Source organism: Bradyrhizobium sp. USDA 4506, assembly GCF_054058795.1.
In genome coordinates this window covers 6,993,901-7,015,921 of sequence record NZ_JBSSBM010000002.1, presented here as the reverse complement: position 1 = coordinate 7,015,921, position 22,021 = coordinate 6,993,901, and the positions used below count along the sequence as shown (strand labels likewise).

Sequence of the window (22,021 nt, the reverse complement as noted above, 5' to 3'; positions counted from 1 at the left end):
GCTTGCCTTCTCGAAAACTCGCGTCGGTTCAAATCTTGGGGATTGCTTGCCGGGATATCGTGCTTTGGGCGGCGAAAATCAAGCGCAACATACCGGTCTCGGGAACTGGGATCTCCGGCTTGGGTGAAGAAAACCCGTCAAATGAAAGCGAAATCGCCCTCCGGTCAGCCGCCCAGCATCTTGCTGACGATGCGCGCGGCATAATCGACGGTCGGGATCACCCGCGCATAGTTCAGCCGCGTCGGTCCGATCACGCCGAGAACGCCCACGATCCGCCCCTGGGCGTCGCCGTAGGGCGCGATGATGGTGGAGGAACCCGACAGCGAGAACAGCTTGTTCTCCGAGCCGATGAAGATCCGCACGCCCTCGCCGCGTTCGGCGCGGCCGAGCAGATCGATCACGCCGCGCTTGGTTTCGAGATCGTCGAACAGCGATTTGATGCGCTCGAGATCGTCGAGCGCATGCAGGTCCTCGAGCAGATTGGCGTGACCGCGCACGATCAGCTGGCGGTCCTCGTTCTCGCCGCCGGACCAGCTCGCAATGCCCGCCGCGACCACCTTTTGCGTGAGCTGATCGAGCTCGGCGCGGTTTTGCGTCAGTGCCGTCTCGAGCTCGAGCCGCGCTTCGGCCAGCGTCCGGCCGCGAATCCGCGCATTGAGGAAGTTGGTCGCCTCGGTCAGGGCCGAGGATGGAACACCCGGCGGCAGTGCCAGGACGCGGTTTTCGACCTGGCCGTCTTCGCCGACCAGCACGACCAGCGCCTTCTCCGGCTCCAGCCGGACGAACTCGATATGCTTCAGCCGCGCATTCGACTTTTGCGTCAGCACCACCGCCGCGGCGCGGGTCAGTCCCGACAGCCGCGTCAAGGCTTCGCCGAGCGCGGCCTCGACGGATTGCGCGCGGCCGACGGCAGCAAGCTGGGTCTGGATCGACTGACGCTCGGCCTCGGTGAGGTCGCCGACCTGCATCAGCGCGTCGACGAAGAAGCGCAGCCCGAGTTCGGTCGGCAACCGGCCGGCGGAGGTGTGCGGCGCATAGATCAGGCCGAGTTGCTCGAGATCCGACATCACATTGCGGACCGAGGCCGGCGACAGCGGTAATGCGATCAGGCGCGAAATGTTGCGCGAACCGACCGGCTCGCCGGTCGCGAGATAGCTTTCGACGATTTGACGAAAAATGTCGCGCGAACGCTCGTTGAGCTGGGCGAGCCCGGCATGCGGCGCGATCAGGCCAATCGGATCGTGGTGAGTCACACTCCAGTCCCTCACAATTACTGCATAATTTGTCGATCCGGGAGGCCGATGACAAGCATGCATTCGGCCCCCTCGTACCGGACCCTACCGGGGCCGAAAACCCTTGCCGCTGCCCCTTCCCGCTCCTACAAGCACGGCCAGCCAATTTTCTCGGATTTCTGGAGGATTTCATGCGGCCAAGCCGCCGTGCACCCGATGAACTGCGTCCCGTGTCGCTGGAACGCGGCGTCGTCAAATATGCCGAGGGTTCCTGCATGGTGAAGTTCGGCGACACCCATGTGCTGGTGACCGCCACGCTGGAAGAGCGATTGCCGCCGTGGCTGAAGGGCCAGGGCCGCGGCTGGGTCACCGCAGAATACGGCATGCTGCCGCGTGCCACCCTGGAACGCACCCGCCGCGAGGCTTCGGCCGGCAAGCAGGGCGGCCGGACGGTCGAGATCCAGCGGCTGATCGGCCGCTCGCTGCGCGCGGCCGTCGATCTGGAGGCGCTCGGCGAGCGCCAGATCACGGTCGATTGCGACGTCATCCAGGCCGACGGCGGCACCCGCACCGCCTCGATCACCGGTGCCTGGGTGGCGCTGGCCGACTGCATCAACTGGATGAAGACCCGCAACATGCTGAAGACCAACGTGTTGCGCGACAATGTGGCGGCGATCTCCTGCGGCATCTACCAGGGCACGCCGGTGCTCGATCTCGACTATGCCGAGGATTCCGAAGCCGACACCGACGCCAATTTCGTCATGACCGGGGACGGCCGGATCATCGAGGTGCAGGGCACCGCCGAGAAGACGCCGTTCTCGGAAGGTGAATTCCTGGCGCTGATGGCGCTGGCGCGCAAAGGTGTCGCGCGTCTGGTCGACTTGCAAAAGATCGCGGTGGCGTAGTCAGATTGGTCATGCACCGCCGAATCACCGGAAGGCTCGTCATCGCCACCCATAATCCCGGCAAGCTTGCCGAGATGCGGGAACTGCTGGCGCCGCACGGCGTCGAGGTGGTGTCGGCCGGCGAGCTTGACCTCGCCGAGCCCGAGGAGACCGGCGACAATTTTCGCGCCAACGCGGCGATCAAGGCGATCGCGGCCGCGAAGGCGACCGGACTGCCAGCCTTCGCCGACGATTCCGGCCTCGTGGTCGACGCGCTCGACGGCGCGCCCGGGATCTACTCGGCGCGCTGGGCCGGCGAGGGCAAGGACTTCATGGCGGCGATGACGCGGATCGAGCGGCTGCTGCAGGAACGCGGCGCCACCGCACCGGACCGGCGCAAGGCGCACTTCGTGTCGGCGTTGTGCGTGGCCTGGCCCGACGATCATCTCGAGGAGGTCGAGGCCCGCGCCGATGGAACCCTGGTCTGGCCGCCGCGTGGCACTGCCGGCTTTGGCTACGATCCGGCCTTCCTGCCCGACGGCTACACGCGGACCTTCGGCGAGATGACCAGCATCGAGAAGCACGGCCTGCCGCCGCTCGGGCTCGGCCTGTCGCATCGCGCCCGCGCCTTCGTGAAGCTCGCGGAGATCTGCCTTGAGCCACGCTGACCGAGAAGCCTTCGGCGTCTACGTGCACTGGCCGTTCTGCCTGTCGAAATGCCCGTATTGTGATTTCAACAGCCATGTGCGGCATGCGCCGGTCGACGAGGAGCGTTTCGTGCGCGCGTTCGCCCGCGAGATCGAGACGACGGCCGCGCGCGTGCCGGGGCGGCAGGTGTCCTCGATCTTCCTCGGCGGCGGCACGCCGTCGTTGATGCAGCCGAAGACCGTCGGTGCCGTACTCGATGCGATCGGCAAGCACTGGACGGTGGCGCGCGATGTCGAGGTCACGCTCGAGGCCAATCCGACCAGCGTCGAGGCGACGCGCTTTCGCGGCTATCGCGCAGCCGGCGTCAACCGCGTCTCGCTCGGCGTGCAGGCGCTCGATGACGCCTCGCTGAAAGCACTGGGCCGCCTGCACAGCGCGCGCGAGGCGCTCGACGCGGTCGCGATCGCGCGCTCTGCGTTCGACCGTTACTCGTTCGATCTGATCTATGCCCGCCCCGACCAGACGCCGCGGATGTGGGCCGATGAACTGAAGCAGGCGATCTCGGAAGCGGCCGAGCATCTGTCGCTGTACCAGCTCACGATCGAAGAAGGCACGCCGTTCTTCGGGCTGCATGCCGCCGGCAAATTGCAGACGCCGGACGAAGCGACTGCGCGCGCGCTCTACGACGTGACGCAGGAGGTCTGCGCCCGCGAAGGGTTGCCGGCCTATGAGATCTCCAATCACGCCCGCGCCGGCGCGGAGTGCAAGCACAACCTCGTCTACTGGCGCGGTGAGGAATATGCCGGCATCGGCCCCGGCGCACATGGCCGGCTCGACATCGATGGCGTCAGGCACGCGACCGCAACCGAGCGGCGCCCCGAGGCGTGGCTGTTGAACGTCGAGGAGCGCGGTCACGGCGTCGTCAGCGATGACAGCCTCAACAGCGAAGAACGCGCCGACGAGTTTCTGCTGATGGGGCTGCGGCTCGCCGAGGGCATCGATCCCAAGCGCTATGCGAAGCTCTCCGGCCGCCAGCTCGACCCGCACCGGATCGCGATGCTGCGCGAGGAAGGCGCGATCGCCGTCGACGCCGACGGACGACTGCGGGTGACGACGTCGGGATTCCCGGTGCTCGACGCGGTCGTTGCGGATCTCGCCGCCTAGAGCCTATCCCGTTCCAATTGAATCGGAACGAGGCTCTAGATTCTTGTTTTGACGCGTTTTCTTCACGCGAACCGGTATCCACTTCGCTCGAAACCGCTCTAGGTGCACGCTGCCAAAATATCGAAAACAACCCCATGCAAAGGAGCTGGCGGGTGCCGGCGCTCGACAAGGCAGCTTGACCGCCCGACGAAAATCAAGCGCCAAAGCTCTTCGGCGAGCCTGCGACCGGCGTGCTACCGCCTGAGGCCACCTTCATGACCGCAAGGCCGCGCTCATTGGTGCCATCGGAGCGGAAGCGGAACAGACCGTCGATACCGGCAAAGCCGGACGGATTGGTCAATGTCTCCGGCGCAAAGCGCTGCGCCCCTTGCGTGCGCGCGAGCGCCGCCATCAGCGCCACGGCATCATAGGCAAGCGTCGCGGTGCGCACGGGCTCGCCGCCATATTTGCTGCGGTAGCGGCCGGCGAAGCTGCGGAAGCCGGACGGATCGGGCGCGGCGTAGAGGCCGCCCTGCAAGACGGGGCTCGCGAACACCCGCGGATTGTCCCACAGCCCGGTGCCGAGCAGCTGGATGTTGCGCAGATTGGCGCCGGCTGCGGTCAAGGCATCGGCGGTCGCGACCACCGAATCACCATCGTCGGCGATCAGCAGCGCATCGGCCTGGCCGAGCGCCTGCGCCACGGTTCGCGCCGGCGTCGCGCGATCGGCGCCATATTTCTCGAATGCGACGACGCGGCCGTTCTTGCGGCCGACCGCCTGCTTGAACGCGGCCTCGACCACGTTGCCATAGGCGTTGTCCGGCACCATCGCGGCGAACGAGCGCTTTCCGATCCCCGCCGAGTAGTCGACGATGCGGTTGATGTCGGACTCCGGCAGGAAGCTCAGCAGATAGACGCCGCGCCCGGCCACGCTCGAATCGGTGGAGAACGCGATCACCGAGGTTCCGCGCGGCCGCGTCAGTTGCGCGACGGCGGGCACCGAGCCTGCGAACAGCGGTCCCAGAATGATCTCGGCGCCTTCGGACAGTGCCTGCTGGGCACCCTGCGATGCGCCCTGCGGGCTGCCGCCATCGTCCTTGATCAGGAGCTGGATGTTCGGGTTCTGAAATTCTGCCAGCGCCATTTCGGCCGCGTTCCGCATCGACTGGGCGGCAAGCCCGGCATTGCCGGACGCCGACAGCGGCAGGATCAGGCCGATCTTGACCTGGCCGGTGCCGACCGCCTGCGGCTGCTGCTGCGGGCCGGCAGGACCAGCTTCCGGGTTGCTGCTGGAAAATTGGCTCAAGCTCTGCTGGATGCCGGAGCAGGCCGTCAGCAGCGGCGCGCCCACGATGAGGCCGAGCGCGGTCCGCCGGGTGGTGCCCGGCGGCGGGGACTTGCGGTGATGCGGGCCTTCCATCGTCTCTCTTCTCTTGGCCGACCGTGATCAGCCAGGACTCCATCCAGCTCTGATGAGGCGGGTGGATTCAGGCATATTCTCGGCGAATAGTTAACTAAAACAAAAGGATTATGGCCCCGCGGCGCCCTTGCCGCGGCCTCCATTTCCCCCGTCAGCCAGCGTTCCGTCACCGCCGTTTGCGGATGTGGCGCAAGCGCCGCCATCCCTCTAGATTGGCATTATGCGCGCAAAAGCCAGTTCCCTCCACAGTTCGGATGCCACGACAGGCGCTGCGGCCAGAACATTTTCGATCGGCGGCCAGCAATTGGCCGCGCCAAGGGCAGCACCCGGGCTCCATCTGGTCGCGACCCCGATCGGAAATCTCGCCGACATCACCCTGCGCGCGCTAGAAACGCTGGCCGGTGTCGACGTCATCGCCTGCGAGGACACGAGGATTACCCGGCGGCTGACCGAGCGTTATGCGATCGCCGCGGAGCTTGCGCTCTACCACGAGCACAACGCGGCCCAGGCGCGGCCCAAGATCCTCGAACGCCTGGCGCAGGGCGCCGCGATCGCGCTGGTTTCCGACGCCGGCACGCCGCTGATCTCCGATCCCGGCTTCAAGCTGGTGCGCGACGTCTGCGCCGCCGGACATGCCGTCATCGCGGTGCCGGGGCCATCATCGGTGCTGACGGCGCTGTCGGTCGCGGCATTGCCGACCGACCGGTTTTTCTTCGAGGGATTTTTGCCCGCGAAGGAGCACGCGCGTCGCGCCCGGCTCAACGAGCTGGCGAGGGTCGATTCGACGCTCGTGATGTTCGAATCCGGCAATCGCGTACAGGACACGCTGCGCGATCTCGCCGCGATCATGGCCGGCCGCGATGCCGCGATCTGCCGCGAGCTGACCAAGCTGCACGAGGAAATCACGCGCGCACCGGTCGCCGCGCTGGCGGCAAGCGCGGACGCGCTGGAAACACGCGGCGAGTTCGTGCTGGTCATCGGACCTCCGGCCGATGATGCCGGGGTGATGGACCAGGATACGCTCGACGATCTGCTGCGGGCGCAACTCGGCCGCGGCAGCGTCAAGGATGCGGTCGCCCATGCGGTCGAACTGTCGGGCCGGCCGCGCCGCGAGGTCTATGCCCGTGCCCTCGAGCTTGCGAAGTCCATCGGGGACGGCAATGGCGAAGACTGACAGCGCCTCGCCCGAGCGCGTCGCGGCGTTCCGGACCGGCATCTCGGCGGAGAGCCGCGCCGCAGCCCTTCTAATCGCCAAGGGCTATCGCATCCTGGCACGACGCTTCCGTACCCCATTTGGCGAGATCGACCTGGTGGTGCGCCGGCGCAATCTGCTGGCCTTCGTCAAGGTCAAGGCCCGTGCCAGCCTCGACGACGCTGCCTATGCGGTGACGCCGCGGCAGCAGCTGCGCATCATCAATGCCGCCCAGGCCTGGCTGATGGCGCATCCCGAACATGCCGAATTCGAGCTCAGATTCGACGCCGTGCTGATTGCGCCGAAGAGCCTGCCGCGCCATTTGTTAGCGGCATTCGATGCAAGCCCTTAACGTTATCCTCAGACCTCGCGGAACATGTCTATGAAATTGAAGATCGCCGTCCAGATGGATCCCATCGCGCGCATCAATATTCGCGGCGATTCAACCTTTGCGCTGCTGCTCGAGGCGCAAAGGCGCGGCCACGGCATTTCCTACTACACGCCCGACAAGCTGTCGCTGCGCGGCGAGGAGCTGGTGGCGCCGGTGCAGCCTCTCACCGTGCGCGACGAGGTCGGCAATCACTTCACGCTGGGCGAGCCGAAGCGCGAGGCGCTCAACGGCTTCGACGTCGTGCTGCTGCGTCAGGATCCGCCGTTCGACCTCGCCTACATCACCTCGACCCATTTCCTCGAGCGCATCCATCCGAAGACCTTGGTCGTCAACGACCCGGCCAGCGTGCGCAACGCGCCGGAAAAGCTGTTCGTGATGAATTTCCCGCAGCTGATGCCGCCGACCCTGATCTCGCGCGATCTCGACGAGATCAACGCATTCCGCGACCAGCATGGCGCCGTCGTCATGAAGCCGTTGCACGGCCATGGCGGCGCCGCCGTCTTCCGCGTGATGCCGCAGGACATGAACTTCGGCTCGCTGTTCGACATGTTCTCCGTCACGTTCAAGGAGCCCTGGGTGATCCAGCGCTTCCTCCCCGAGGTGAAGCACGGCGACAAGCGCATCATCCTGGTCGACGGCGAGTTCGCCGGCGCCGTCAACCGCGTGCCGGCGGCGGACGATTTGCGCTCCAACATGGTCCGTGGCGGCGCAGCCGCGGCGACCGAGCTCTCGGAGCGCGAGCGCGAAATCTGCGCCACGCTCGGACCGGCGCTGCGCGAACGCGGCCTGCTGTTCGTCGGCATCGACGTGATCGACGGCAACCTCACCGAGATCAACGTCACCTCGCCGACCGGCATCCGCGCAATCCAGCGGCTCAATGGCCCCGACGTCGCGGCGATGATCTGGGATGCCATCGAGAAGAAGCGCGCCGCGAAATAATCCTCCCTTGTGCGCCGCACAGCTGGCTGAAATTTAGCCAGCGTTCGATCACGCATGCGTTCTCCTTATTCTTCTTGCCAGCTTGCGCAGGCGAGGGCAGCATCCTCTCGCCTGCGTCAGGTCAAGCGGCGGGTCAACGCGCGGGCAACAACGCGAAAATCTTATAAAAATTCTGGAGGAAGACGTTATGACGCTCAATGTCTCACGACGATCCTTGCTCGCGCTCGGTGCCGGTCTCGGCGCCAGCACCCTGCTCGGGGGCACCGCACAGGCACGCGCGCCGAAGCTCGGCACGCAGACACCCTATTGGCACCGCTTCATGCTCGGCGAAGCCGAAGTGACCGTCGTATCCGACGGGCCGCTTCCGCTCGGCGACCCCTCCGGCACCTTCACCGGTGTGCCGAAGGAGGAGGTGAAGAAGATGCTCTCCGACAACTTCCTCTCGCCCGACAATGTCGTGCTCGAGCAGAATTCGCCGATCGTCAACACCGGCGACAAGCTGATCCTGTTCGATACCGGCATGGGCACGTCGCAACTGTTCGGCAAGACCACCGGGCGGCAGCAGAAGAGCATGAAGGAAGCCGGCATCAAGCCGGAGGACATCGACGCGGTCGTGCTGTCGCACGCGCATATCGATCATATCGGCGGCATTGTCGGCGCCGACGACAAGCCGCTGTTCCCGAATGCGCAATATTACATCGCCCAGAGCGATCTCGAGTTCTGGACCGACGAAGGCAAGATGGGCAGCCCGTTGAAGGATTTCATCGTGCATGCCCGCAAGAACCTGCTGCCGGTGCGCGACCGCATCGTGTTCTTCAAGGACGGCCAGGAATTCCTGCCCGGCGTGACGGCGATCGCAGCGCCCGGCCACACCGTGGGCCACACCATCTTCATGGTGAGCTCGGGTGGCAAATCCTTCGCCTTCCTCGGCGACCTCTCGCATCACGCGGTGCTGCTGCTGGAGCGGCCGCGGATGGAGTTCTCCTACGACACCGATCCGAAGCAGGCGGCGGCGTCGCGGGTCAAGCTGCTGGAGATGCTGGCCGCGAACAAGACGGCCGTGATGTCCTATCACTTCGCCTGGCCGGGCTACGGCCACGTCGCCAAGGTCGGCGAAGGCTTCCACTACTATCCGGAGCCGATGCAGATGAACCTGTGACGGGCTGATTGCGCAGACGGACTGCCTCGGGAGCGGCCGCCGCCGCTCCCGAATGCATTTGCCGCCCGGTTTAAGAAGCCCACGGGGCGCCCGGCCTATTCCGCCGGCGCAAGGCTGCTCTCGCAGCGAGTGCGCATCGTCTCTCGCGCGCCAATCCGCGCACGACGCTTGCGCCACCAGATCACGACGCCCGTCACCGACAGCGCCGCAACCACCAATCCCATCAGCGAGATCAGGATGCGCCCGGGCAAGCCGGCGATCCGGCCGGAATGCAGGGGAAACTGCATCTGCACGAACACGTCGGCCGCGGTGCCGACCCATGGCAGCCGCTCGCCGAGCGGACGGCCGTCCTCGCTGTCGTAGTAGAGCTGCGCCGGCCCGACTCCCGCGGCGCCATGTTCGTCGCCCGGCTCGAAGAATGCGACCGCATAGACGCCGTGGGCCGGACCATAATTGATCGAACCGATCGGCGTGGTCCAGCCGCGCGCCTTGCCGTCGGCCGCGGCCCGCGTGGCGATTTCCGCATAGGCCATCCTTGGCTCGATCGGATCGTCGAGATGACGGTATGGCCGCTGCTCGTAGGGTGTCGGCGTGTAGTTGGACACGGTCTTCATCAACGGCGAGAACACCTCGAAATATAGGTTGAGCGAGAATGCCGTGAATGCGATCACGAACAGCAACGCCCAGGTCCACAGGCTGAAGGCGCGATGAATGTCGAAATTGATTCGATAGGCGCTGCCCGAGGTCTTGATCTTCCAGGCCGGTGCCCAGCGGGTCCAGAAACTCTTGCCGCGCGGGCCCGGTATCGCCGACGCCCGCTCAGCCCTTGCGCGCCGCCGCGACGGCAGGGTCAGGTGGAAGCCGACGAAACAATCGATCGTCCAGATCACGGCGATGACACCGAGGAAGCGCATGCCCCAGCGATCGCTGCCCCAGAATTCGGGGATGTGCATCGTGTAATGCAGCTTGTAGAGGAATGAGACGAAGTTTTCGCGGGTCACCGGCCAGACCGCGCCCCAATAGCGGCGTCCGAGCTCGACGCCGGTGTTGGGATCGAGGAAGACCTGGTTGTAGTCGAGCGTGTAGCGCTTGCCGGTCGCCGGATCGATCCGCGGCAGCACGAAGAACCACAACGATTCGCCTTTCTCCGCCGTCATGAACATGTGGACGACGCGGGCGCGATGATCGCGCTGCTCGATCAGCCGGGCGAGCTCGACCGACGGGATCGCCGGTCCGGAGCTCGTCACCTCGAACAGCTTCCTGTTGAGCACATCGTCGATCTCGTGATCCCACGAGATGATCGCGCCGGTGACGCCCGAGAAGAACAGGAAGGCCGCGGTGAGAAGGCCCGCCCAGCGATGCAGTCGTCCGAAGATGGGTCTCATGGGGATTTCAGCAAGTTGTGGGGTGATCACCAGCGATAGGTCAGCTTCGCGATCGCCTTGCGGCCCTCGGCGTAGAAGCAGCTGGTGTTGCCGTAGCAGGCTGCCACGTAGCGCGTGTCGGCGAGGTTGGTGACGTTGAGCGAGAGGCGATAATTGTCCCTGGTATAGGCGACGAGCGCATCGACGACCGTCGACGCCGGCACCTTGAAGGTGTTGGCATCGTCACCGAACGTCGATCCGACATAGCGGACGCCGGCCCCGAACTGGACCCCGGCGAGCGGACCGCCCTGAACGGTGTAATCGCCCCACAGCGAGAAACGGTTGAGCGGCACCGTGGTCGGCGCCTTGCCGACATTGACGGGATCCTTGGTGACTTCAGCGTCGACATAGGCGTAGCCGCCCCGGATGTTGACGCCCTCGACCAGCGTCGCGGTGCCTTCGAGCTCGACGCCGCGCGACCTGACTTCGCCAGTCTGCTCGGCGAAATAGAACGGCGGGGCGTAGGTGACGACGTTGGATCGGGTCAGATCGAACGCAGCCAGCGTGATCAGCGCATTGATGCCGACCGGCTGGTACTTGACACCGACTTCGTACTGCACGCCGGACTCCGGCTTCAGCAGATCGCCGGCGGCGTTGATGCTCAGCACCGGCAGGAATGATTCCGAATAGCTGAAATAGGGCGCGATGCCGTTGTCGAAATTGTACATCACGGCGGCGCGGCCGGTGAATGCCGAGGCGTCGGTCGACGTCGACGTTTTCGCGAGATTGTTGTCGAGGTCCGTGGTGACGAAATCCTGCCGCCCGCCAAGCAGGAACGACAGCCGGCCGAGCCTGATCTGGTCCTGCAGATAGAGGCCGGCCTGCGACTGCTTGATGCCGGTGTCGTCATACGGTCCGTTGTTGGTCCAGCTGTTGGTATAGACCGGCGCGAAGACGTTGAGCTTGCCGGTGCTGTAGCTCGAGGCCATGTCGCGGAACGAGGTGTTGCGGTAATCGACGCCGAACAGCGTCGTGTGGCTCAGCATGCCGGTGACGAACTTGCCCTGCAGCTGGTTGTCGACCGCGAAGGAACCGATCGTCGAGCTGCCGCCGGCGCCGGCGCGCGACAGCAGGCCCGCGGCCTCGTCGGCCGCCGATGCATAGCCGGTGCCGTAGAAACTCTTCTGCTCGTTGTGCATCCACGAATAGCGCAGGTTCTGGCGGAACGTCAGCGCCTCGTTGAAGTCGTGCGACAGCATGTAGCCGACGGAGGATTGCTCGGTGTCGAACTGGTTGAAGCCGGGCTCGCCGACGAAGCGCGTGTTCGGAATGTAGCGGCCGTTATTGGCCCAGACGGTGCCGGACGGCGGCAGGAATTGCAGGCCCCAGCCGGTGCGTTCCTTCTGGTAGTTCGCGAGGAAGGTGATCGTGGTGTCCTCATTCGGCTTCACGGTGACGGCGGGCGCGATGAAGACGCGATTGTCCTTGGTGTAGTCGACCTGGGTCTCGCCATCGCGCGCGACGCCGGTCAGGCGCCACAGCACCGTCCCTTCCTTGTTGGCGCGGCCGCCGATATCGAACTCGCCCTGATAGCGGTTGAAGCTGCCGCCCGACAGCGACACTTCCCCGAACTCGCGCGCGGTCGGCAGCTTGCTGACATAGTTGAGGATGCCGCCGGTGCCGCTGCCGCCGAACATCGCCGACGATGGCCCCTTCAGGACCTCGAGGCGCTCGGCACCGTACGGATCGAGCCCGAGGAAGTGCACATAGTTGCTGCTCGGCAGCCGCAGGCCGTCGAGATAGAGGCCCGGCATCGTCATGTCGAAGCCGCGGATCTGCAGGCCGCCGAAGCGGGTGTCCGATCCGCCATTCACGTCGCCGCTGACGCCTGCGGTGTAGCGCAATGCCGCGCCCACCGATTCCGCACCCTGGTTCCTGATCTGGTCCGTCGTGACGACCGAGATCGATTGCGGGATTTCGATCAGCGGCGTGTCGGTCTTGGTCGCCGTGCCCGAACGCGTGGCAACGAACCCGTCCACTGGACCGCCGGCTCGCTCGCCGGCGCCGGCACCGGATCGTGCCGCCGCTGGCGGCGTCGCCTGCTGGGATCGAGCCACGCGGTTGGCGCGGCTCGCGCGTGCGGTCACCGGACGACGAACCGGTTTTGCATTCGCGGTGATCGCGCGCTGCTGAGGCGCGTCCACGCTCACCGGCGGCAGTTCCGATTGCGCGTCGGCGCGTTCGGCCGTGACGCCTGCGGCAAGGACGGCGGCGGTACACAGACCGATCGTTCGCAGCGCTGGATGTTGACGGGTGGAATGCGAAGCAAGTCGATCGATCACGCGAAGGCGCCCCTGATGTCAGCCTGGATGGATTTGTGATCCGGCTCTACAGCGCGGGGCTCGCGAGTACAGACCTCGGCAGTTGGAATAGATCGAGACTGCGCGCGCGATCAGTGTGCGATCGCTGAAACAGCGGGGAAATCGACGACGCGCTGCGACAATAAGCGCGCGATGCTCATCGTGCTGGAATGATTCTTGAGAATGATTCCTGCAGTTGTCGACGATGCGAGCTGTGTTCGATCGCGCGAGGCGCGCGTCATCGCGCGCGACGCCCGACGCTTCCGCACCGGCCGGAAGCGGATGCGCCGCGCGGTGAATTGGTACCGGGCGACCAGCCCTCGGTGTCGCGAACGTTCTTGTAATGTTCTTGCACTTGCCGCTCGGTTCCGCTACCTTCGATTGCGGAAGAATAGGGGCAGCATGGTTCAGCGCGTTTCCACCGTCGCATTCGAGGGGATCGAGGCCCGCGCGGTCGACGTGCAGGTCCAGGTTGCGCCGGGATTGCCGGCATTCGCGATCGTCGGCCTGCCCGACAAGGCGGTGTCGGAAGCCCGCGAACGCGTGCGTTCGGCGCTGATCGCCTCCGGCCTCGCGCTTCCCGCCCGCCGCATTACCGTCAACCTCGCACCCGCTGACCTGCCCAAGGAGGGCAGCCATTACGACCTGCCGATCGCGCTCGGCCTGATGGCGGCGATCGGCGCGATCCCGCCGGATGCGCTGAACGGCTTCACCGTGCTCGGCGAGCTCGGGCTCGACGGCTCGCTCGCGCCGGTGGCGGGCGTGCTGCCCGCGGCAATCGGCGCCAATTCGCGCGACGAGGGATTGATCTGCCCGGCCGCCTGCGGCTCGGAAGCCGCCTGGGCCAGTCCGGACATCCAGATCATCGCGGCAGATTCGCTGATCCAGATCGCCAACCACTTCAAGGGCACGCAGGTGCTGTCGCGGCCGCAGCCGAAGGTGCATGAGCGCGAGGAAACGCTTTTGGACCTGCGCGACATCAAGGGCCAGGAGAGCGCGAAACGCGCGCTCGAGATCGCCGCCGCCGGCGGTCATCATCTTCTGATGATCGGCTCGCCCGGCGCCGGCAAATCGATGCTGGCGGCGCGACTGCCCTCGATCCTGCCGCCGCTGTCGCCGTCGGAGCTGCTCGAAGTCTCGATGATCGCCTCGGTTGCCGGCGAGATCCGCGACGGCGCCCTGACCGCGCGACGCCCGTTCCGCAGCCCGCATCATTCCGCCAGCATGGCCGCGCTGACCGGCGGCGGCATGCGCGCCAAACCGGGCGAGATCTCGCTGGCGCATCAGGGCGTGCTGTTCCTCGACGAATTGCCGGAGTTCGATCCGCGCGTGCTGGATTCGCTGCGTCAGCCGCTGGAGAACGGCGAGGTTTCGGTGAGCCGGGCCAACCACCGCGTCACCTATCCGGCGCGCTTCATGCTGGTCGCGGCCATGAACCCGTGCCGTTGCGGCCATGCCTATGAGCCCGGCTATTCCTGCAAGCGCGGCCGGCTCGACCGCTGCACCGCCGACTACCAGATGCGGATCTCCGGCCCGCTGATGGATCGCATCGACCTGCGGATCGAGGTGCCCGCCGTGACTGCGGCTGATCTGATCCTGCCGCCGCCGGCGGAGGGATCGGCCGAGGTCGCCGACCGTGTTGCGGCCGCGCGCGACATCCAGCTCGCGCGCTATGCGGCAGCCGGCATGCCGCATGTCCGCACCAATGCGGAAGCGCCGAGCTCGCTGCTCGAGACCATCGCGCAGCCCGACGCCCATGGACAGAAGCTGCTCCGCGAGGCCGCCGACAACATGCACCTCACCGCGCGCGGCTATCACCGCGTGCTGCGGGTGGCGCGCACGCTTGCCGATCTCGACGGCGCCGAGACGATCGGCCGGCTGCATCTCGCCGAAGCGCTGTCTTATCGTGCATTGGCCGACGATTTGCGTCGCGCCGCGTGATCTCCGCCGACTTCCGGCCGGTGCCCGCCGCGTCAACGTGACAGTAACCACTCTCATTTACGCTCCGCAAACCATAAGCACCGCGATCGGCGGCAAGCTTGGGTCGAGCGAGTTGTGTCATGTTGCGTTTGAAGATTTTGACCTCGGTGGTCCCCCTTGCCGTGGCCGCGGTCCTTGCCCGCGCCGAATTCCTGCCGGGCCCCCGGCCCTGCATCGAGGTGGGCGGCGCCACGATGCAGATCGCATCGATCCCCTGGCTGGCGCAGCTTCACGTCAGCTTCACTGACGACCCCAGCCAGGCCACCGTCCGGGTCCAGATCGCCGACAGCGCCGACGCCGCCGACTTCACCGTGATCGACGACATCGACGACGCCGAGGCCGGCGCCTGCGAGAGCAGCGCGACGGCGCAGCTGATCGGGATTTCCGGCGATGCCTCGGCAACCGGCCCCGTCATCTATCTGACGCGTGATGCTGGCCCGTCCGACTACCGTGTCTTCGTGCAATCGAAGACGTTCTCGGTGCGGGATGCCGCGGCCTTGATCGTCAGCGCCCGCGCCGGACACCGCCGCCTTGAAGCCGCATCGCCCGCACCTGACACGCGCGTCCCGAACCGGGTCATGGCGGAGTTAACCCCCCGCTAACCCTGTTCTGAGGGCAGCGCGAAATGGCCACCAATTTCAAGCACTTTGCAAGCTGGCCGACGCATCGTCAGCGCCAGATCAAGCTGTTTCAGGGTCACCATTGATGGGGCGTTTCTTCCGGATCAAGTTGCGCCTTCGCCGCTTCCTCCGGCGCCATTCCTGGCTCGCGACGATCGTGCGCTCGTTCACGATCTTCTCCGTCGCGTTCGGCAGCGCCTTCGGGTTCATTTCGGGCGCGCTCTCGCAACAGAGCGGCTACGATCCCAATGCATTCGCGATCGGGGTCAGCTTCCTGTTCGCGCTCGCCTGCCTCTGGATCGTGACGCTCGGCATCCGCCTGCGGCTGATGCGCAAGCGGCTGCGCACCATCGCCATGCACAATGAAGCGATGGCCGACCGCAACTGGGAACTGCAGGAGGCCGAGCAGCGCGCCTCTACCCTGTTCGAGGCGCAGGACGATTTGATCGTGCTGCGCGACCTCGACGGGCTCATCACCTATGCCAACGATGCCTATTGCGAGCTGGCGCAGAGGCCCCGCAGCGAATTGATCGGCAGCACCGCAACGCTGAAGGTGCTCGAACAAGGCGACACCGCGCTCGAATCCAACGGCACGCGGGTCTACGACCAGAAGATCGAGGGACCGCTCGGGCCGCGCTGGATCGCCTGGCGTGAGGGCCTCGTGCGCAACGATGCCGGCGCGCCCGCGGAAATGCAGAGCGTCGGCCGCGACGTCACCGACCGCACCGAGAGCGAGCGCGCGCTCGCCGAAGCGCGCGATCAGGCCGACGCCGCCAACCGCGCCAAGTCGCGCTTCCTTGCGATGGCGAGCCACGAGATCCGCACGCCCCTGAACGGCATCATCGGCATGAGCGGATTGCTGATGGATACGCAGCTGACGCCGGAGCAGATGACCTACGTCAAGGCGGTCAAGACATCGGGCGACGCGCTGCTCGCACTGATCGAGGAGCTGCTCGACTATTCCAAGATCGAGGCCGGCAAGATCGATCTCGAACAGCGCGCGTTCGCGCTGTCCGGCCTGATCGAGGACATCACCGAGCTGCTGGCGCCGCGCGCGCAGACCAAGGGCATCGAGATCGCCGCCTATGTCGACGAACGGCTGCCGATGCAGGTGACCGGCGACGCCGCGCGGCTGCGTCAGGTGCTGCTCAATCTCGCCGGCAACGCCATCAAGTTCACCGCGACCGGTGGCGTGGCGCTGATCGTCGAGCCCGGCATCTGGCCGAACGAGATCAGCTTCCTGGTTCGCGACACCGGCATCGGCATCGCGCCGGAAGCGCAGCAGCGTATTTTCCGGGAGTTCGAGCAGGCCGACGACCGGATCGCGCGCAGCTATGGCGGCACCGGCCTCGGCCTCTCGATCAGCGACCGCATCGTCAAGCGGATGGGCGGCCGCATCACGCTCGCAAGCACGCCGGGCGCAGGCTCGACCTTCGAGGTGTCGATCCCGCTCGTCGCCGCCGATGCCGGCGAGGCCAACGGCTTCGCCGCGCCCGACTTGACGGCACAGTCGATCATGCTGGTGGCGCCACACAGCATCGAGGTCTCGCTGATCTCGCGGCGGTTGCAGCGCTGGGGCGCACAGACCTGCATCGTGTCGGATGCCAACGTCGCCGAGGCGCTGCTGCCGGAGCGGAGCTGGCATGCGGTGCTGATCGACCACACGCTCGGCACGCCGGCGATGGAGGCGTTTGCCGACGCCGCCCGCCTCCATGCAACCCATCGCATCGTAATGTTCACGCCGGCGACGCGGCAGGACCTTTCGGCTTCCGAGTCAGCCATGTTCACCGGTTACCTGGTGAAGCCATTGCGCGCGTCGTCGCTCGCCGCGCGCCTGACCGCATCGCCGGAAGTCGCTGCGCCGAGCCTTGCGATCGAGGCGGCCGCCGAGTCCGCGCCCGCTGCGCTTGCATCCGCGCTGCCGGACAAGGGGTTCTCGATCCTGGTCGCCGAGGACAATGAGATCAACGCGCTGTTGATGCGCTCGCTGCTCACCCGGCTCGGCCACAACGTGGTCATCACCACCAATGGTGAGCAGGCGATGGAGTCCTGGCTGTCGGCGACCTCAGCCGGCACGCCCTATGATCTCGTGCTGATGGACATCCAGATGCCGCGCCTCAACGGCATCGAGACCACCAAGCAGATCCGCACCCATGAAGCGGCACAATCCGTCCGCCGGACCCCGATCCTGGCACTGACGGCAAATACGCTGGTGGAAGACCGCTACGCCTGCTTCGAAGCCGGCATGGACGGTTTTCTGATCAAGCCGCTCGACCGCGAAAAGCTGGAAGAAGCGCTCGCGGGCCTCGCCGCCGCGCGGCACATTGCGGCGTAGCAGCCAAAACCTCGGTGTCGTCCCTGCGCAAGCAGGGACCCATAACCACCGAAGCCAGTTTTGCGCCCGCTGGGGCTACAGCGCTGCAAATCACAAGTACCTGTGGTTATGGGTCCCCCGCGTTCGCGGGGACGACAGCCGTGATGTGGCTCGTTCGCAGAGATGCGGTGATGCTTACAGCCGGCGCAGCGCGACCGACTGCACCACGTGGTCGGCGCCCTTCTTCAGGATCAGCGTCGCGCGCGGGCGGGTCGGCAGGATGTTGTCCTCGAGATTGGCGAGGTTGGTGCGCTCCCAGATCGCGATCGCGGTCGCCGTTGCTTCCTCGTCCGACAGCGGCGCGTAGCGATGGAAGTAGGACCTCGGATCGGTGAACGCGGTGTCGCGCAGCGCCAGGAAGCGCTTGATGTACCACTCCCGCAGCACGGCCTCGTCGGCGTCGATATAGACCGAGAAGTCGAAGAAGTCGGAGACGAACGGCACCGCCTTGCCGTCGCGCGGCAGCCGCCCGGTCTGCAGCACGTTGACGCCCTCGACGATCAGGATGTCCGGCTGGTCGATCTCGACCCATTTGTTCGGCACGATGTCGTAGGTCAGATGCGAATAGACCGGCGCGCGCACGCGGCGCCGCCCCGCCTTAATGTCGCTGAGGAACGACAGCAGCGTCGGCAGGTCGTAGCTTTCCGGGAAGCCCTTCTTTTGCATGATGCCCTGCCGCTCGAGCACGGCATTCGGAAACAGGAAACCGTCGGTCGTGATCAGGTCGACCTTCGGCCGCGGCGACCAGCGCGCCAGCAGCGCCTGCAGCACGCGAGCCGTGGTCGACTTGCCGACCGCGACGGATCCGGCGACACCGACGATGTAGGGCATCTTGCGGTCGCGGATGTTGAGGAACTGGCGCTGCGAGTAATACAGCCGCTGGGTCGCATCGACATAGATCGAGAGCAGCCGCGACAGCGGCAGGTAGATGTCCTCGACCTCCTGCAAATCGAGGCGGTCGTGCATCGAACGCAGGCGATCGAACTCGCCCGGCTCGAGCGTCATCGGCGTGTCGTCACGCAGATGCGACCATTGCTGGCGCGTGAAGATGCGGTAGGGGTTGTATTGTTGATCTGGTGCCCGGATGTCCATGAGGCCGCCCCTCTCGATGCGCTCGATCATTTGCGCTAGTCGCGCTTGCGCGACGCCTTCTCTTCCAGTCCCGACATCGAGGTGCGCTTCTCCAGCGCGGCCTCGACGTCCTCCAGCCTCACGCCGCGTGATTTCAACAGAACCAGCAGGTGAAACACGAGATCGGCACTTTCCGCGATGAGGTGATCGCGGTCATTCTCGACCGCGGCGATCACGGTCTCGACCGCTTCCTCGCCCAATTTCTTGGCGCAGTGCTCCGCGCCCTTGTCGAGCAGCTTGCGGGTGTAGGACGCCTCACCGCCCGTTGCAGCGCGGGCGTCGATGGTGGCGGCCAGATCGTGGACCGTGAAACGCGACATCAACTCAACTCAAGCATGCACAGCGGCACCGCACGGGTGCCATCCCTTAGGTGGGGACTTAGCATTTTTGTGACAAGGAGTCCCAGCTCTCCCTGTTTGAACGTGGTCTTCACGGAAAACCGGTTTCCACTTTTCCTGATCACGCTCACGCTAGGGATCGAGCCGCATCGGCAGGCCGGCGCGCACCATGTGATCCTTGGCCTGGCGGATGGTGAATTCCCCGAAGTGGAAGATCGACGCGGCCAGCACGCCGGTGGCGTGACCCTCGCGGACGCCGTCGACCAGGTGGTCGAGATTGCCGACACCACCGGACGCGATGACCGGTACGGGGACACTGTCCGCGATCGCCCGGGTCAGCGGCAGGTCAAAGCCCTGTCTGGTGCCGTCCCGGTCCATCGAGGTCAGCAGGATTTCGCCGGCGCCGAGCGCGACGACCTCCTGGGCATATTCGATCGCGTCGATCCCGGTGGCATTCCGTCCACCATGGGTGAAAATCTCCCAACGGTCCGAGCCGCCGGCGCGCTTGACCCGCTTGGCGTCGATCGCGACCACGATGCATTGCTCGCCGTATTTCTCGGCCGCTTCCTTGACGAATTCGCGCCGGCTGACGGCCGCCGAATTGATCGAGACCTTGTCGGCGCCGGACCGCAGCAGGGTCTTGATATCGTCGACGGTGCGGACGCCGCCGCCCACGGTCAGCGGCATGAAGCAGGCTTCCGCGGTCCGCCGCACCACGTCGAGCATGATGCCGCGGTTTTCATGGGTGGCGGTGATGTCGAGGAAGGTGAGCTCGTCGGCGCCGGCGACGTCATAGGCGATCGCGGCCTCGACCGGATCACCGGCGTCGCGCAGATCGACGAAGTTGACGCCCTTGACCACGCGGCCGTCCTTGACGTCGAGGCACGGGATCACGCGAACCTTGAACATGATCTCCTCCTACGCGCCGCGGATCAGCTGAAGGGCAGCGGCCGGATCGAGCCGTCCGTCATAGAGCGCACGGCCGACGATCGCACCGGCCAGCTTCTTCGCACGCGGCTCCAGCAGCGCCTTGACGTCGTCGATCGAGGCAAAGCCGCCGGAGGCGATCACTGGAATCGAGATGCGGTCGGCAAGCGCGACGGTGGCGTCGAGGTTGAGGCCCTTGAGCAGGCCGTCGCGGGCGATGTCGGTGAAGATGATCGCGGCGACGCCGGCATCCTCGAAGCGCTGTGCGATCTCGAGCGCGGTCACGTGCGAGGTCTCGGCCCAGCCCTCGACCGCGACCTTGCCGTCGCGCGCATCGAGGCCCACCGCGACACGGCCGGGGAATTTCTTCGCCGCGCCCTTCACCAGCTCGGGATCGCGCACCGCGGCGGTACCGATGATGACGCGCGTGATGCCCTTGTCGAGCCAGGCCTCGATGGTCTTGAGGTCGCGGATGCCGCCGCCGAGCTGCACCGGCATGGTGACGGCCTTCAGCATCGCCTCCACCGCATGCGCATTCATCGGCTTGCCGGCGAAGGCGCCGTCGAGATCGACGACGTGGAGATATTCGAAGCCCTGCGCGGCGAAGCTCGCCGCCTGCGCCGCCGGATCGAGATTGAACACGGTGGCGCGCGCCATGTCGCCCTGCTCCAGGCGCACGCACTGGCCGTTCTTCAGATCAATCGCTGGAAAGAGAATCACGGCTTCCACTTCAAGAAATTGGCGATCAAAGCGAGGCCGAAGCGCTGGCTTTTCTCGGGGTGAAACTGGGTGCCGATCGCGGTGTCCTTGCCGACGATCGCGGTCACCGGCCCGCCATAGTCGGCGCGCGCGAGCACGTCCGCCTCATTGGCAGCGTTGAGGTGATAGGAGTGCACGAAATAGGCGTGACGTCCTTTCGGCCCGAGCGGCAGCCGCTCCAGCACCGGATGCTCGCGCACCATGTCGAGCGTATTCCAGCCCATATGCGGGACCTTCAGGCTCTCGTCGCGCGGCTCGATCTTCTCGACATCGCCGCCGATCCAGTTGAAGCCCTCGGTGATCACGTGCTCCTTGCCGCGCGTCGCCATCAGCTGCATGCCGACGCAGATGCCGAAGAACGGCCGGGCCTTGACCCGCACCGCCTCGGTCAGCGCCTCCAGCATGCCGTCGACCGCGTCGACACCGCGGCGGCAATCGGCGAAGGCGCCGACACCGGGCAGCACGATGCGATCGGCGCGATACACCGCATCGGGGTCGCGCGTCACCTTGATGGCTTGCGGATCCTCCATGCTGCGCGCGGCGCGCTCAAAGGCCTTGGCCGCCGAATGCAGATTGCCGGAGCCGTAATCGATGATTGCAACGGTCATCGCGATCCTCCTGGCTCTGGAAACAATCCGATGATGCCGCCCTGCGGCATCGGCGGGGCTTTTGAAAACGACTGACCCGGAACGTCGCGGGTCGGGGGCGGCGCGCCGCGATCGACCGACCGCTGGTCGTTGACGGCGCCGCGATGCCGCGCGGTCCAGCGCGCGAAGAAACGGCGCTCGGCGGCCTCCACGTCGTCACCCACGACGATGTCGATCTGGCGCCACCTGCGCCGCGACAGCGTCCAGCGCTGCAGGGTCGCGGCCTCGAGGCCGAGCAACACCATCAGCACCAGGTCGACGAAGAAGATCGCGCTGCGGCCGACGCCAAGCTTGGCCAGCGCGTAATCGATCACGAAAGTAAGAACGAACCAGCCGATCAGCGCCAGCCAGAGCCGATGCCAGGCCAGCCAGATCACGCCCGCAACCGCGGCCCAGAAATGGAAGCCGTCGCGCACGAAGACGAACTTGTCGGTCGCCGCGAGATCGGCGCCATTGGCCACGGGGGCATGCACTGTATAGACCGGCATCGAACGCTCCGCCGAGGATGGACTC

At 66.0% G+C, this 22,021-nt stretch carries 20 protein-coding genes; 10 read left to right on the top strand and 10 right to left on the bottom strand.

Annotation, left to right across the window (positions count from 1 at the left end):
* Positions 1-164: 164 nt before the first annotated feature.
* Positions 165-1,253, bottom strand: coding sequence for a heat-inducible transcriptional repressor HrcA (hrcA, locus tag ACVIHF_RS35180; RefSeq protein ID WP_016841498.1), 1,089 nt, complete (start codon positions 1,251-1,253; stop codon positions 165-167).
* A gap of 170 nt (positions 1,254-1,423) precedes the next feature.
* Between hrcA and rph the strand changes: the two genes are divergently transcribed.
* From rph to hemW, 3 genes are read left to right on the top strand one after another with little or no spacing between them, the layout of a single operon-like run.
* A complete protein-coding gene (gene rph, locus ACVIHF_RS35175; RefSeq protein WP_016841497.1) occupies positions 1,424-2,137 on the top strand; it encodes a ribonuclease PH in 714 nt (237 codons plus the stop codon).
* An 11-nt stretch (positions 2,138-2,148) separates the two neighbouring features.
* A complete protein-coding gene (gene rdgB, locus ACVIHF_RS35170) occupies positions 2,149-2,784 on the top strand; it encodes an RdgB/HAM1 family non-canonical purine NTP pyrophosphatase (protein ID WP_253605739.1) in 636 nt (211 codons plus the stop codon).
* Positions 2,771-3,928 (top strand): radical SAM family heme chaperone HemW, encoded by a 1,158-nt coding sequence (gene hemW, locus ACVIHF_RS35165; protein WP_438076311.1) that lies wholly within the window; start codon positions 2,771-2,773, stop codon positions 3,926-3,928. The genes rdgB and hemW overlap by 14 nt, the downstream gene beginning before the upstream one ends.
* 193 nt (positions 3,929-4,121) lie before the next feature.
* Here hemW and ACVIHF_RS35160 read toward each other — a convergent pair whose 3' ends face one another.
* The gene (locus ACVIHF_RS35160; RefSeq protein ID WP_310880935.1) at positions 4,122-5,327 is read right to left on the bottom strand and encodes a penicillin-binding protein activator; all 1,206 of its coding nucleotides are present in this window, start codon (positions 5,325-5,327) and stop codon (positions 4,122-4,124) included.
* A 220-nt stretch (positions 5,328-5,547) separates the two neighbouring features.
* Here ACVIHF_RS35160 and rsmI point away from each other — a divergent pair, with 220 nt between their 5' ends.
* The 4 genes from rsmI to ACVIHF_RS35140 all read left to right on the top strand — a co-directional run bounded on the left by rsmI (position 5,548) and on the right by ACVIHF_RS35140 (position 9,008).
* Positions 5,548-6,501, top strand: coding sequence for a 16S rRNA (cytidine(1402)-2'-O)-methyltransferase (gene rsmI, locus ACVIHF_RS35155; RefSeq protein WP_456793326.1), 954 nt, complete (start codon positions 5,548-5,550; stop codon positions 6,499-6,501).
* Complete coding sequence (locus ACVIHF_RS35150; protein WP_456793325.1) at positions 6,488-6,871, top strand: YraN family protein; 384 nt, start codon at positions 6,488-6,490, stop codon at positions 6,869-6,871. Before rsmI ends, ACVIHF_RS35150 begins: the two co-directional genes overlap by 14 nt.
* A gap of 30 nt (positions 6,872-6,901) precedes the next feature.
* Positions 6,902-7,849, top strand: a complete 948-nt coding sequence (gene gshB / locus ACVIHF_RS35145; protein WP_456793324.1) for a glutathione synthase — start codon at positions 6,902-6,904, stop codon at positions 7,847-7,849.
* 187 nt (positions 7,850-8,036) lie between these two features.
* The gene (locus tag ACVIHF_RS35140; RefSeq protein WP_438076305.1) at positions 8,037-9,008 is read left to right on the top strand and encodes an MBL fold metallo-hydrolase; all 972 of its coding nucleotides are present in this window, start codon (positions 8,037-8,039) and stop codon (positions 9,006-9,008) included.
* Positions 9,009-9,103: 95 nt separating this feature from the next.
* Here the strand turns inward: ACVIHF_RS35140 and fsrB are convergent, their stop codons facing one another.
* Entirely contained in the window at positions 9,104-10,393 is a 1,290-nt protein-coding gene (fsrB, locus tag ACVIHF_RS35135) for a siderophore utilization protein FsrB (RefSeq protein ID WP_456793323.1), read from the bottom strand.
* A gap of 26 nt (positions 10,394-10,419) precedes the next feature.
* The gene (locus ACVIHF_RS35130; protein ID WP_456794154.1) at positions 10,420-12,411 is read right to left on the bottom strand and encodes a TonB-dependent siderophore receptor; all 1,992 of its coding nucleotides are present in this window, start codon (positions 12,409-12,411) and stop codon (positions 10,420-10,422) included.
* Between the two features lie 723 nt (positions 12,412-13,134).
* On the opposite strand from ACVIHF_RS35130, the gene ACVIHF_RS35125 reads away from it, so the two are divergent.
* The 3 genes from ACVIHF_RS35125 (at position 13,135) to ACVIHF_RS35115 (ending at position 17,667) form a co-directional block, all read left to right on the top strand.
* On the top strand, positions 13,135-14,673 hold the full coding sequence (locus ACVIHF_RS35125; RefSeq protein WP_456793322.1) for a YifB family Mg chelatase-like AAA ATPase: 1,539 nt from the start codon (positions 13,135-13,137) through the stop codon (positions 14,671-14,673).
* A 119-nt stretch (positions 14,674-14,792) separates the two neighbouring features.
* Positions 14,793-15,314, top strand: coding sequence for a hypothetical protein (locus ACVIHF_RS35120; RefSeq protein WP_456793321.1), 522 nt, complete (start codon positions 14,793-14,795; stop codon positions 15,312-15,314).
* 103 nt (positions 15,315-15,417) lie between these two features.
* Positions 15,418-17,667 carry a response regulator gene (locus tag ACVIHF_RS35115; protein ID WP_456793320.1) on the top strand — a complete coding sequence of 750 codons (2,250 nt, stop codon included), beginning with the start codon at positions 15,418-15,420 and terminating at the stop codon, positions 17,665-17,667.
* A 174-nt stretch (positions 17,668-17,841) separates the two neighbouring features.
* On the opposite strand, the gene coaA is transcribed toward ACVIHF_RS35115, so the two are convergent.
* The 6 genes from coaA to ACVIHF_RS35085 all read right to left on the bottom strand — a co-directional run bounded on the left by coaA (position 17,842) and on the right by ACVIHF_RS35085 (position 21,996).
* Positions 17,842-18,798: a type I pantothenate kinase gene (gene coaA, locus ACVIHF_RS35110; protein ID WP_026192056.1), complete on the bottom strand. Its 957-nt coding sequence runs from the start codon at positions 18,796-18,798 to the stop codon at positions 17,842-17,844.
* Positions 18,799-18,833: 35 nt separating this feature from the next.
* Entirely contained in the window at positions 18,834-19,157 is a 324-nt protein-coding gene (locus ACVIHF_RS35105) for a phosphoribosyl-ATP diphosphatase (RefSeq protein WP_028335793.1), read from the bottom strand.
* Between the two features lie 150 nt (positions 19,158-19,307).
* A complete protein-coding gene (gene hisF, locus ACVIHF_RS35100; protein ID WP_456793319.1) occupies positions 19,308-20,084 on the bottom strand; it encodes an imidazole glycerol phosphate synthase subunit HisF in 777 nt (258 codons plus the stop codon).
* 9 nt (positions 20,085-20,093) lie between these two features.
* A complete protein-coding gene (gene hisA, locus ACVIHF_RS35095) occupies positions 20,094-20,822 on the bottom strand; it encodes a 1-(5-phosphoribosyl)-5-[(5-phosphoribosylamino)methylideneamino]imidazole-4-carboxamide isomerase (protein ID WP_310880944.1) in 729 nt (242 codons plus the stop codon).
* Complete coding sequence (hisH, locus tag ACVIHF_RS35090; RefSeq protein ID WP_028341984.1) at positions 20,819-21,469, bottom strand: imidazole glycerol phosphate synthase subunit HisH; 651 nt, start codon at positions 21,467-21,469, stop codon at positions 20,819-20,821. The genes hisA and hisH overlap by 4 nt, the downstream gene beginning before the upstream one ends.
* Positions 21,466-21,996 (bottom strand): DUF2628 domain-containing protein, encoded by a 531-nt coding sequence (locus ACVIHF_RS35085; protein WP_057020344.1) that lies wholly within the window; start codon positions 21,994-21,996, stop codon positions 21,466-21,468. Before ACVIHF_RS35085 ends, hisH begins: the two co-directional genes overlap by 4 nt.
* Between the last annotated feature and the right edge of the window lie 25 nt (positions 21,997-22,021).